This is a genomic window from uncultured Turicibacter sp. (assembly GCF_938044715.1).
GTDB classification, from domain to species: Bacteria; Bacillota_I; Bacilli_A; order MOL361; family Turicibacteraceae; genus Turicibacter; species Turicibacter sanguinis.
Genome location: NZ_CALIOS010000037.1, coordinates 1 through 12,895, shown reverse-complemented (window position 1 = coordinate 12,895; position 12,895 = coordinate 1). Strand labels below are relative to the sequence as shown.

The following is a 12,895-nucleotide window of genomic DNA, read 5'->3' as shown; positions in this document are numbered from 1 at the left end:
AAAATTAGCGCAATTAAATTAATGATAATCGTCTGTGTTGTAATCATAACAGGCGACAATGGTAATGGAAATGAGACATAAGATGAAATACATAATAAGGTGATACAAATGGCCATTTTAGTTAAATCGTGTGTTTTCATTTTTAAGCTCCTTCTTTTTGGATTAATCCTTTAATTTTTAATTCTAAAAAGTCTCATGAGTCGATTTGAATTCCTACCTTTTCAAAAGATTCAATTCCGATTCCACTCTTACGAATGGTGATTTCCCCAGAATTCAGTCGAATGATAGTTGAGTCAGGCAATTTCACCATTAAGGCTCCTTCATGGTCTATTTCAATCGCTTTCCCAACTTGTTTAACTCCATTTTGGATAAAGTAAATGTCTTCTCCTAAAACGGTGGATCTTTCCTTATATTCTTCTAAAAAGTTAGCTGACTCTAAATTTTCACAAATCTTAAATACTTGATTTAAAATTTCAGCCACCAATTGATTGCGCGTTCCCAATTTAGGCTTAATCGATGTTGCAATCTCTTCTAGTTCTTTTGGAAAGATGTCGGTCGAGACATTTAATCCAATGCCAATCATGACACTTTCAACCCTTCCACTTTCAAAATCGGTGACTGCCTCCGTTAAAATTCCTCCTACTTTCTTTTCATTCAAATAAATATCATTTACCCATTTAATCTGTGTTTGTATCCCACAAACCACTTCAATCGCCCGACAAATCGCAACTGATACGGCTGTGCTGAGCAAGACTGAACTTTTAAGCTGTAAATTAGGATGTAAAATGAGCGTCATGTAAATTCCACTTCGCGCTGGTGAATAAAAAGCACGACCAAAGCGACCTTTTCCTGCACTTTGCCCCTCAGCTAAGACCACCGTCTGATGCTTAACTCCCAGTGTGAGCAATCGTTTCGCTTCTTCATTCGTTGACGGAATGATTTGGTGTAAGAATATATCGTTAGATTGGTAGCATGACTTTAAATGACTTTTAATACCGGCAACGGATAGTACATCACAAGATTTATGAAGTTGATACCCTTTATTTTGAATCGTATTAATCTCATAGCCATCCTCTTTTAATGCCGTGATGCATTTCCAAATTGCTGTGCGACTGACATTTAATTGATTAGCTAAGAGTTGCCCCGACATAACTTGATGACGATTTTGCTCCAGTATACTTAACAACTCTTCCTTTAAAATCATCTTTTTTCTCCTTTGTTTTGAATTTCAAACAGTTTGAATTAAAAAGAGTTTAGCATATCTCTATTATTACGTCAACTATTTTGAAATTCAAAGTTAACATGAAATAAAAAAACAAGAGTAACTCTCTTGTTTAATCAAGTAAGTTCTCTTGTTTTAATAATACATCAAGTTCATCAACTAATGACGTTAAACACGCTAAGACACTATTTGAATCCACTCCGACTGATTGTATTAACGCTTCGACGTTTTGTTGTAAATGCTCCGGACATTTATCACACTGGTGCATTAAAATATGAAGTAATCGTTTCTCCCCCGGATGAAACATCTCATTCACTGCAAATAAAATATCATAATAGCTCGCTAAAAAAGCAGTGACTCGATGATTAACACTATTTAAATCCCCTCGCGTTATGGCCTTTTTAATTTGCGCCTCATATGAGGAAAAACACTGTCTTAAAATCGGATAATTCATCCTAATGATATTTTGTTTTAAGGTTTTAGGATAGGATGTTTTATATTTTTCTTGTGTTTTAGAAAACTCCCCATGACGATCAAAGACAATCTGGGCATTTACCACGTTATGAACAAAACAGGTCGTATAACCGGTACTTGCCTGATAATCTTCCATGACGCGTTTTAATCCTGACACGATATCTTGCCAATCAAATAAACAAACATCGATTTCAATAGGATAATCCTTCAAAAAGAACTCGTCCCCCGTTCCGAAAAATCGATTATCAATTTCCATGTTAGATGAAAACTTCGTTGCAATGTTTCGGCGTTTTTCAACTGAAATGGGTGCAGTAATAAACAAATCGATATCGATATCAGACTGCTCATCTGATCGATTAGCGGCACGTGAACCTGCAATCGTAATGGCCTCAACTTCTTCAAGTTTACGATATTCCTCAATCAATTGCTTGATAATCCCCTCCATTATCTTTCTCCTCCTAGCGATCAAATTTTAGTTTCTTATAATAATATTGCTTATCCTCCTCTGTTATGTCACGAATCACACGGCATGGATTTCCAGCAGCAATACAATTGGATGGAATATCTTTCGTGATGACTGATCCTGATCCGATAACCACGTTGCTTCCAATCGTCACTCCTGGGTTAATGACCGTATTTCCTCCAATCCATACATCATTTCCAATCGTAATGGGAAACGCATATTCATACTCCTGTGCACGCAATGTCGCATCGATCGGATGTCCAGCTGTAAATAAACTCACATTAGGTGCAAATAATACGTTATTTCCTATTGTCACTTTGGCACAATCTAGTATCGTACAGTTATAGTTTGAGTAAAAATTTTCTCCAATTTCAATGTTATAACCATAATCACAACGAAATGGTGGCTCAACAAAGAAATTTTCACCTGTCTTTCCGAGCAATTCTTTTAACAGCGTACGTCGTTCATCGAGTTTAAACGGATGCAACGTATTAATTTCATAAACAAGTCCTTTCGCGCGTTGGCGTTCTTCGAGTAACGTGTCTTCAAACGCTAAATAAGGTTTTCCACTTAACATTCTTTCTTTTTCAGTCATCATTTTTCCTCCTAAAATGTCTTCTTCTCAAATTTAAATGGGTACGATAGTTGTTCTAGCGTCAACGTTTTTAATCCATTCATATAATCGGCATGAATATCATGACGATACTTAAGTGTTGGCATATGAACACCTGGAATCATTGTCTTAACCTCTGATTCAATCCGTTTTAAATCTTCTTCTTTTACACAGCGTCCTGCTAAAACGATTACTGCTGGATTAATAATCGCAATAAGTGACGCGATACTTTTCGCGGCTAATTTAACCATGGTGTCTGGTTGTTTGAACTGCTCTAGTTGTTCACTTCTTAGGATCCCCAACGGTAAGAACGATAACTCTCCTGAAAAGTTAGTTTCACCTTTCACCACTTGTCCATTCACAATCAGACCGGCTCCCATGTAGTTACCATCAGGAAAATAAACATAGGCTATGTTTTTGGGGGATTCATCCTCTTGTTTTTGATAGTAACCATACGTGATTAAATTCATATCATTTTGAGCGACAATGTCAATCTTTAATTTGTCTTCTAACTTCGAAACAATGTCCACCTTTTCAAGCCTCTTGATATCACAAACGCCAATCACCCCTTCATGCACGACACCCTGGACCCCAATTCCTGCTACTTTAATCGCTGGATAAACATCTTTTAGGCGCTCTAATTGTTGTTCATATACGTCATACGTAATCTCGTCATAATAAATCGTGTTTTCTTCTAAACACTCACCTAATAAATTACAAACTTGATAACTGATAAAATGCTCATTCCCTTCCGTTCTCGCATATAAACAGACGATTTGAGCATAATTGGCCTGATACTCATAACGAATAGCTGGACGTCCTCCACTCGAAGGATCCACTTGTTGCTCTAACACTTCACCCGTTGCAAGTAACTCATTTAAAATGGTTCCACAGGTCATAACACTAAGCCCCGTTGCTTTAGCAACTTCAGGTTTTGTCGCCGATTTCAGTCTTTTAAGCGTTGCTCTTACAAGCTCTGTATTGATTCGTTTCACTGTCATCGTTGTATTGACTTGATTCAAGAAAGTTCCTTCCTTTCACTTTATAAAACTATTTTATAAAGTCTATAAAAAAACTTATTAAAATACCTTTAAAAAGTATCATAATTTTCTTTTGATTGCAAATAGGTAACCGGAACTCCAAAAAAAGTCATCCAGTGTCCCTGGATGACTTTTTTAGGAAAGTACTAAGCGTTTGGTGGCGATTTTTTCGATAAATGTTTCATCATGTTCAATAAAAATCATGGTTGGTTCAGATTGTAAAATCGCCTCTTCAATCGCTTTTCGGCTTAATATATCAAGTCCATTCAGCGGTTCGTCCCAAATAAGAACCTGACTCGGATTATAAAGACTTCTAGCCATCTCAACCTTTTTTAATTCTCCTAAGCTAAAGCTTGATAAATCACGCAAAAAAATGTCACGATGACAACTAAGTGCTCCTAAAATACTTCTAAATCGTGCTTCTTCAAGTTGTTCAATTTGCAAAATATCACGCAAAAATCCAGACTGATACTTCGGAAATTGAGACACATAAGCCACCTTTACTCGATTATCACGTTTAATCATCCCGTCGTATGGAATTTGTTCTAATAAACTCTTAATTAATGTCGTTTTCCCACTTCCATTAGGGCCTTCAATAACCAGGCGTTCTCCTGCTTCAAGCGTAAAGCTTATATCTCGTAAAATCATCTTATCCCCATATGAAACATTTAAATGTGACACTTGGTAAAGTACGGATACTTGCTGATGTTGAGTAATTTTTAAATACGGAATATGTTCTTTGTGTTTGATGAGTTCCTTTTTCTCCTGTAATTGTTGATCGATACGTCTTTCCACATGTAATGCACGCTTCATCATTTTAGCTGCTCGATGACTGACGAATCCCTTATCACCGGCTCCAATTTTTTCTTTCTCACGCGCATTTGACCAATTACGTCGATCTCTGGCGACTTCCTCTAGACGGCGAATATCTTTTTCAATTTTGTCTCGTTGCTTTAACTCAAACTCCCTCTTCAACTCGTAATCATATTCATATGAACTGTAATTTCCTTGTTGAACCACGACAGAATGGCCCTGTAAAGCAATAATATGATCCACACACGCATCTAAAAAATGACGATGATGAGAAACCAATAAAAATCCCGATTTACATTTTAGATAATTGGACAGTTGCTCAATCCCTTCTTTATCTAAGTGATTCGTTGGCTCATCTAGCAACACGAAAGTCTGCGGCCTTAAAAATAGAATAACCATTTGAATTTTCGTTTGCTCTCCACCACTTAGCGTCTCATATTCTCTTGATAAGATATCATCTGAAAGATTTAAACGATGAATTTCTTTTTTTATTTTACTTTCAATCTCATACCCATCATATTCTAAGTAGGTGTTAAGCGCCTCGTAATAATCTTCTTCAGATGCCTCCCCTTGTAAAAAAGCGGCCATGACTTGTTCACATTCGACATAAGGGCCAATTTCTTTTTTCATTAATTCAAGGACAACCCCATCAGAATGCTTAAACGTAATCGGAAAAAAGGCTGTTTCAATTTCTTTTTGGCAGTCTCCTGTTGTTAACTTCAAATCTCCATGAATCAATTTTAACAATGTCGTTTTGCCCATTCCATTTCTAGCAACGATTCCACTTTTCCATGTGGCCTCAATATCTAAATTTAATCCTTCAAATACTAACTGATTCGTATTAGGATAATGAAACGAACCATTCAAAATACGTATCTTTGGCATTTTATCGCCCCGATTATGATTTTGAAATCGGTTTCCATCATTGAGTTGCTAACCATTAGTTAAGCTCTTTTCAAAAACAATAAAAAAAATCGATGAAATGATTCATCGACAACGAAAAAGTTTTCTGACCTTAAGGTGTGTCCATTCATTTCTTAACTAATGTCGCAACGCATAACAAAAAATGTGAGGCATTCTCACGAACAAACCGATTATGCTTTTGCGATTTTTCAATTAGTTAAGAACTGTATTCATGTTTTCACCTCATTGTTCGATTATTAATAACAGTATATGCTAACAATTATTTTTTAGTCAATTCTTTTCAACTGAATGACTCAGATTTTTTTCGACACTTTCTTTTAAAATCTCGAATAAATCACCGTTCTTTGCAAAACGTAATAACATAGATATTTTGAATAAAGGATGGGAATTATTATGGTTAATTTTAAATACTCAAGTCTATTTACCCTTTGTTTTTGTTGTCTTTTAGCTATATCGGCTCCCTCAGTTTTAGCTCATACAGATGAAGCCGATTACTCTCCTAAACAATACCCAAGAATTGAGGATACATCTGTTGATCGTAATGAAATTGTCAACATCCCTGATCCCGCCTTAAAAGCTGCGATTAACGCAGAGCTTGGACAATCATCAGGTGCTGACATTACAAAAGGTCAACTAAGAAGTTTCACCGGCATTCTTTATTTAGACCATAAAGGAATCACAAACATTACTGGTTTAGAAGAATGTGTAAATCTAGTGGGTCTAGATTTATCTTATAACGATATACAAGATCTTTCTCCTCTTGCTTCTTTGTCAAAACTGACAAACCTTTATCTTGAAAACAATCAAATTCAAGATTTATCCCCTCTTGCTTCTTTAAATAAGTTACAAGAACTGCACTTATCTCATAACACTATTCGTAACGTCAGTCCTTTACATCAACTTGTTCACTTACAGATGCTTCATTTAGCTGACAACGAGATTGTTGACATTTCTAGTTTAAACACCTTAAGCAATTTAACTGAATTAACACTTGATCATAACCAAATTTATAATATTTCTGGCTTAAGCAACTTAACAAACCTCATAACCCTAACACTTGATCGTAACCAAATCGAAGATATCTCTGCCCTTGCGACCTTAATCAATTTAAATGCTCTTGACTTATCCTACAATCATATTAAAATTATAAATGCCTTAGCCTCTCTCACTCGATTAAGTGTTCTTTATCTTGATTACAATCAAATTAATGATTTATCGGCGCTTTCTTCACTTATTAACTTAACAAAATTAGGTCTATCAAATAATAGCATTCAAGATATTAGCCCCCTCATGACGCTAACAAAATTAACAGAACTTAACTTAATGCAACAACGTATTACTTTAAGTGGATTAAATGTCTTTTCTGGTGAAAATGCACATTTACTTAATCCAATTCATGATTTAGATTCTGCTTTCATCACGCCGGTAACCATTTCAAATAACGGGTACTATGAAGAAACAGAACATACAATTAACTGGCTTAATGTTTGGCAAGCTCAGTATGAATCTTTCACTTTTGAACAGGCAGTCAGCCTTGGTGCAGCTTCAACCCTATTTAGTGGTCAAGTGATGATTCCACTTCAATTCAACGGAAACGCTGCTCCAATTTTAATCATCGATGATCCACTACAACTTGAGCTCAACCAACTATTTGATCCAATGGATTACGTAACGGCCTACGATGAAGAAGATGGTGATATTACTGAATGGATTCAATTAAAAGAAAATACCATTGATTTAACTCAAATTGGAATGTATCGCTTAACCTTTGAAGTCACAGATTCTTACGGTTCGACAACGTCTAAAACCGTTACAGTTCAAGTGGGACCTCGCATCGCTCCTGAAACTGGACTTTCAAGTATTCTCCTCCCTCTAGGAGCCTTAAGTATTGGAACGGGGATTTGTTTAAAACGACGAAAAAAATAAAACTCGCAAATGCGAGTTTTATTTTTTTAACTTTAATTGTGTCGGATAAGAATAAGGATTTAGTACCCAATCCTCACATTCGACTTCTTCATCCCCGATGGCTTCACCATGAAAATAATACCCGTGATAACTCATGCACACATTAAAGACATTGTGCTCACACGTTGCACAATTTACCTGTTGCTTTTCTTTCATGTTTTATCCTTCTTTCTTCATCATTAATCTTTCGCCAATGATCGCACACTTCGAATCAGGTCTGTGTCCAATTTGAGATGTTTTAACGATTGGTAGCTGTGGTAAATTAACAATGCTTTTAACAAGAGATACGATATCTGGTTCATATTGCTTTTGTTCCATCTCCGTAAAACTTCCCAAAATCAGTCCATTAATCTGCTCAAATACCCCCATCTGCTTATACTGATTTAAATACGTCGCCATTTTTGCCACATCACCACTATAACTTTCTAGCAATAAAATTTTTTTCTCGAAACTTGGTAAATAAGGAGTACCCGCTAACTTTAAAAAGCAACGAATATTTCCACCGATAAGCTCTCCTTCCAACGTTTCTCCTTGAATCCATTCAACATCGAACTGAAACAAGGTATCTTTTTGGTGAAATAGCGTTTCTTTAAACCACTGTTGCTGCTTTGAGGCATCCTCACTTACTAAGTTACGAATTTGATATAAATACGTCTTATGGTGGGTTTTCGTATATAATCCATTTACAACCACCGACAAATCACTATACCCGAAAAATGGTTTTGGATAACGTTTCATGAGGTCATAATCTAAATAAGATAAAACGCCATTTGCTAAATCTCCACCTGAGACATCAAAAATAGCTACAAGCTCATCATTTCGGTAAAAATCCATTAACATCTCTGCTTTTTCTGAATCAGATGCCTGAAAGACACTCTCTTGGCGGTACAATTTAGGTGCCCAAATAACATTAAGTCCCATTTCCTTTAATACCTGCTCTAATTGTTCAAACGTGTCTTTCATCATTAGAGCAGGACCATTAGATAAAGCAATGAGTCCGACACTGTCCCTTTTATGAAGAAGAGCCATTAGCATGCTCCCCCTTTATGATCTTCTAGAGCCTGACGTTGATGTTTTTTATTAAACGGACTCAACATAATCGCTGTACTAAATAATCCGGGATAATTTTTGCTGAGGTAATTTAAATAATGACACCATTCATAAGTTAAGTAACGATATAAAGCTTCCATATCATGTGTCAGATGGAGTTTTTCCGTTTCTGTTAATGACTCATAATCTCGCATATCTAGTTCTTCTTTTAAGTGTAAGATTAACATTAACATTTCAGTAAATGTTTCATGATCATGCAAACTTTCATTTGTGACCAGCGTGATCAATAGATTTTTCCCTTCATGTAAAATATCATGTAACTGCTTTAAATCCACTTTATCAAGAGAAACTTCATAGTGATAAGTCGAGTTTAATTCTTGTAATCGTTTAAAGTAATTTTCATCCCAAACGGAAGGATCTTGAACACGTAATTTTTTACAAACATAGACGTTATCATCTTGCTCTACAAAATAAGATAAAAGCTGTGTCCCGATTTCGGCATAGAAAACGCCAACCAACATATTTAATTTCTCTTTAACATGATGACTCTCACGTTTTTCAAGTAATCGTTCAATCACGAGGGTTGTAAAGAACACTTCCATTGGAATAAAAGCAATATCAGCAAATAAAAAGATTAACGTGTGATGCAAATCTTTAAATATGACGACATGTAAAAAGTGTAAAAATAATGAGAGAAGAATCAATCCGACTCCAATCCAAATCATTTCTTTTGTTTGTTTCTTCATTGGTTCACCATACTTTCTGACTAACGTCTTAACCTGTCTTCATTTAACCGATTAGATTTAGAAGTAACGTTAATAACGCTTTACTCACCTATAAATTATAAACAACCTTTCCATTTTTGACAACTTAAGCTATTTAATTGCTTTTTTTTACTACTCTATTCTATTATGGCATTAATCTTCTAATTGCCTAATTACCTTATCTTTTTTACATAAACTATATAGAGCTGATCAATTAATAAAGAATATGGAGGTGTGTTTATTGACGAGAATTTTAAATAATATAGCAACAATTAAATATTCGTTTACATCTGAAAAGGAAGTCTTAAAATCAAATTTCAGTGAAAACAACTTATCACAACTCACAACCTATCATCCAAGTATTTTTGTTTAAAAAATAAAAGGTGTTGCTTCTGTGGCCCCAAATGAAATCATTAAGTATTCAATACTTTCTTTAAATAATGGAGATACTGATTTACATGATATCGTCTTTCGTGAAATATTTGATTCTGACTTAACCCCTATCTGGGAAAGCATTCATATTATTCTACGAGAGAATCATATTTATCCACCGGAAGAAACAGTGATTTCCTACGAAACCGCTTAATTTGATCATTATTATGACATTAAAGCTATCGCCACCGTTCATCCGCTCAATGAACTCATTTTAACAATCGCTGTCAACGTCAGTCATGTCGCTTCCTTAAATGATATCGTATCCAATACTGTCAAAATAGGATATACCTACACAGAACCAAATTCTCAAAATGAGATTTTATTAAATCCTAGAAACGGGAAACAGGACACCCAGTCTATCACAATTGCCAATCATTAGTGTGTATAACAAAAGAAGTTCAGTCTGTGACATTTCATGATGAACCGTCTGGTATGAAGATGACAACTCTTATAAATTCAGATATAATCGCCTATCTCATCAATCTATGACACTTGGGAAATTTAACTGCGATTAATGTCCCTGGTACCGACTTATTACCTGGAGAGTTTCATGTCCTGAGTCCAACAGGAATTTCAATTACGCCTCCTTCGATGACAATGAATGACCACTTATCTGAAAACAATTTATTTTCTTTTTCTGGAATTACACTTCCAATGGGGCTCATTTCTGTAACTGATATTGTGCCATGTTACGCTCAAATTCAAATTATAGGTCAAATTCTCATGTAATGTAATCTCAATTTATCAAACTATAAATTAAGTATGAGACAGATATTCAATCTAATTCCCCATACTTTTTTGTCATTTCATTTAAAATTAGAATCTTCCTTGTATAACACTCATCTCCATAATCTGTCTCGCTTCCTAAAAAAACACCTTGAAGGTTAAATCCTTCAAGGTGCTCGATACATCTAAGACATAAAATATTTTAGAAATATAGTCTATTATTTCATTAATTGACAAACATTATTTGTAAATGCCACTGGATCTTCAATCGATAATCCTTCAATTAATAAAGCTTGGTTATATAAAACATCTGTATATAAATCAAACTTTTTGCGATCTTGTTCATAAGCCGTTTGCAATGATTTAAACACTTCATGATTTACGTTAACTTCTAAAACTTTATCCGCTTTGACTTGCTGAGCATTTGGCATGGCATTTAATACTTTTTCCATTTCAATTGATAACTCTCCTTCATTTGCTAAGCAAACCGGATGAGTTTTTAAACGACGAGAAGCACGAACTGATTTTACTTTTCCTTTTAAACTTGTCGCCATGTTTTCAAAGATTGACGCAAATTCTTTTGTTGCTTCTTCGTCTGCTTGATCCGTATCTAAGTCTAAGTCGGCACTCGACACTGATTTGAAATCTTTTTCGCTATAAGTCATTAGCATCTTGATAGCAAATTCATCAATGTCCTCTGTAAAGAATAAGATTTCATATCCTTTATCAAGCACGGCTTCTGTTTGAGGTAATTTTTTAATACGCTCAATTGACTCTCCAACGGCATAATAAATATGTTTTTGATCTTCTGGCATGCGAGATACATATTCTTCTAATGTGACTAATTTATCTTCATGTGATGATTTAAACATTAATAAATCTTGTAAGACATCTTTATTTGCTCCAAAATCACTGTATACACCGAATTTTAATTGACGACCGAATGACTCATAGAATGTTTCATATTTTTCTCGGTCATTTTTAATCATTTTTTCTAATTCGTTTTTGATTTTTGTTTTAATATTTTTCGCAATTAATTTCAATTGACGGTCATGTTGCAAGATTTCACGTGAAATGTTGAGTGATAAATCCTCTGAATCGACGATTCCTTTTACAAAACTAAAGTAGTCTGGTAAAAGGTCAGCACATTTATTCATAATTAGTACACCGCTAGAATACAACTCTAATCCTTTTTCATATTCTGCTGTATAGAAATCATATGGCATTTTTTCAGGAATATATAAGATTGCATTATAACTTACATTTCCATCTACACTTAAATGAACATGTGCTAATGGTTTGTCATATCCAAAATGTTTTTCTGTGTAGAAATTCTCATAATCTTCATCACTTAATTCACGTTTATTTTTCTTCCAAATTGGAACCATACTGTTAACTGTTTGCTCTTCGGTTACTTGTTCATACTCATCTTCACTACCTTCTTTTAACTGTGAAGACACAATATCCATTTTAATTGGATAACGAATAAAATCTGAATATTTTTTGATAATTGATTTTAATTTATATTGTTGTAAGTATTCATCGTAATTTTCATCTTCATTATTTTCTTTTAAATGTAAGATAATATCTGTTCCGACTGTCGCTTTTTCACATGGTTCAATGGTATATCCATCTGCTCCACAAGATTCCCATTTGTAAGCTTGATCAGAATCAATTGATTTTGAAATCACAGTTACTTTATCAGCGACTAAGAAGGCAGAATAGAATCCAACTCCGAATTGTCCGATAATATCATGTCCATCTTCTAATTCAGTCTCTTTTTTAAATTGTAATGATCCACTTTTTGCAATGACCCCTAAGTGATCATCTAATTGTGCTTCTGTCATCCCGATTCCCGTATCGGAAATCGTAATTGTACGGTTTGTCTCATCAGCCGTTACTTTAATATAATAGTCCTCTTGATTAAAGCTTAAATTCGAATCTGTCAAGGCTTTATAATATAGCTTGTCAATGGCATCACTTGCATTTGAAATCAACTCACGTAAGAAAATTTCTCGATGGGTATAAATAGAATTAATCATTAAATCTAATAATCGTTTTGATTCGGCTTTAAACTGTTTCAATTCAATCGCTCCTCTGTTTTTACTTTATTAGCACTCTTAATAAACGAGTGCTAATTTGTATAATTCTTATATATCATATCTAAAAATGCCTGTCAACTATCTTCAAAGATTCAATATCAACTTTTTGCTTTTTTGATATTGAATCTATCATTTTATGATGTTTGTGAGGGTTATTTCTTAGCAAAAAAACTCCCTCATTGCCATTGTTTCCCCACGCTTATTGTGATAGGATTATCGCTATAAAAGGAGGCTTTATTAATGAAAAAAAGAAGGATTTATTTTTTTATGGTGGTGTTAACCATTGGACTCGGACTAGCTTCTA

General features: G+C 34.6%; 13 protein-coding genes. 4 read left to right on the top strand and 9 right to left on the bottom strand.

Going from position 1 to position 12,895, the window contains the following annotated elements:
- Positions 1-193: 193 nt before the first annotated feature.
- The 5 genes from QWC74_RS03650 to abc-f all read right to left on the bottom strand — a co-directional run bounded on the left by QWC74_RS03650 (position 194) and on the right by abc-f (position 5,510).
- A complete protein-coding gene (locus tag QWC74_RS03650; protein WP_006785710.1) occupies positions 194-1,204 on the bottom strand; it encodes a biotin--[acetyl-CoA-carboxylase] ligase in 1,011 nt (336 codons plus the stop codon).
- A 130-nt stretch (positions 1,205-1,334) separates the two neighbouring features.
- Positions 1,335-2,141 (bottom strand): DUF4037 domain-containing protein, encoded by an 807-nt coding sequence (locus tag QWC74_RS03645; RefSeq protein WP_006785709.1) that lies wholly within the window; start codon positions 2,139-2,141, stop codon positions 1,335-1,337.
- A 13-nt stretch (positions 2,142-2,154) separates the two neighbouring features.
- Complete coding sequence (locus tag QWC74_RS03640) at positions 2,155-2,754, bottom strand: sugar O-acetyltransferase (RefSeq protein ID WP_306789797.1); 600 nt, start codon at positions 2,752-2,754, stop codon at positions 2,155-2,157.
- Positions 2,755-2,765: 11 nt separating this feature from the next.
- On the bottom strand, positions 2,766-3,794 hold the full coding sequence (locus QWC74_RS03635; protein ID WP_006785707.1) for an ROK family protein: 1,029 nt from the start codon (positions 3,792-3,794) through the stop codon (positions 2,766-2,768).
- 153 nt (positions 3,795-3,947) lie between these two features.
- Positions 3,948-5,510 (bottom strand): ribosomal protection-like ABC-F family protein, encoded by a 1,563-nt coding sequence (gene abc-f, locus QWC74_RS03630; RefSeq protein WP_155222903.1) that lies wholly within the window; start codon positions 5,508-5,510, stop codon positions 3,948-3,950.
- Positions 5,511-5,942: 432 nt separating this feature from the next.
- On the opposite strand from abc-f, the gene QWC74_RS03625 reads away from it, so the two are divergent.
- A complete protein-coding gene (locus QWC74_RS03625) occupies positions 5,943-7,475 on the top strand; it encodes a leucine-rich repeat domain-containing protein (RefSeq protein WP_006785639.1) in 1,533 nt (510 codons plus the stop codon).
- Between the two features lie 18 nt (positions 7,476-7,493).
- Here the strand turns inward: QWC74_RS03625 and QWC74_RS03620 are convergent, their stop codons facing one another.
- The 3 genes from QWC74_RS03620 to QWC74_RS03610 are packed head-to-tail and all read right to left on the bottom strand — an operon-like array spanning position 7,494 to position 9,310.
- The gene (locus tag QWC74_RS03620; protein ID WP_155061881.1) at positions 7,494-7,670 is read right to left on the bottom strand and encodes a hypothetical protein; all 177 of its coding nucleotides are present in this window, start codon (positions 7,668-7,670) and stop codon (positions 7,494-7,496) included.
- A 3-nt stretch (positions 7,671-7,673) separates the two neighbouring features.
- The gene (locus QWC74_RS03615) at positions 7,674-8,543 is read right to left on the bottom strand and encodes a S66 peptidase family protein (protein ID WP_006785640.1); all 870 of its coding nucleotides are present in this window, start codon (positions 8,541-8,543) and stop codon (positions 7,674-7,676) included.
- Positions 8,543-9,310, bottom strand: coding sequence for a hypothetical protein (locus tag QWC74_RS03610; protein ID WP_006785641.1), 768 nt, complete (start codon positions 9,308-9,310; stop codon positions 8,543-8,545). Before QWC74_RS03610 ends, QWC74_RS03615 begins: the two co-directional genes overlap by 1 nt.
- 259 nt (positions 9,311-9,569) lie before the next feature.
- Here QWC74_RS03610 and QWC74_RS03605 point away from each other — a divergent pair, with 259 nt between their 5' ends.
- The 3 genes from QWC74_RS03605 (at position 9,570) to QWC74_RS03595 (ending at position 10,492) form a co-directional block, all read left to right on the top strand.
- Entirely contained in the window at positions 9,570-9,701 is a 132-nt protein-coding gene (locus QWC74_RS03605; RefSeq protein WP_006785642.1) for a hypothetical protein, read from the top strand.
- A 21-nt stretch (positions 9,702-9,722) separates the two neighbouring features.
- Positions 9,723-9,914 carry a hypothetical protein gene (locus QWC74_RS03600; RefSeq protein WP_040764146.1) on the top strand — a complete coding sequence of 64 codons (192 nt, stop codon included), beginning with the start codon at positions 9,723-9,725 and terminating at the stop codon, positions 9,912-9,914.
- A 341-nt stretch (positions 9,915-10,255) separates the two neighbouring features.
- Complete coding sequence (locus QWC74_RS03595) at positions 10,256-10,492, top strand: hypothetical protein (RefSeq protein ID WP_009607366.1); 237 nt, start codon at positions 10,256-10,258, stop codon at positions 10,490-10,492.
- Between the two features lie 215 nt (positions 10,493-10,707).
- Here the strand turns inward: QWC74_RS03595 and htpG are convergent, their stop codons facing one another.
- The gene (htpG, locus tag QWC74_RS03590; RefSeq protein ID WP_006785643.1) at positions 10,708-12,573 is read right to left on the bottom strand and encodes a molecular chaperone HtpG; all 1,866 of its coding nucleotides are present in this window, start codon (positions 12,571-12,573) and stop codon (positions 10,708-10,710) included.
- Between the last annotated feature and the right edge of the window lie 322 nt (positions 12,574-12,895).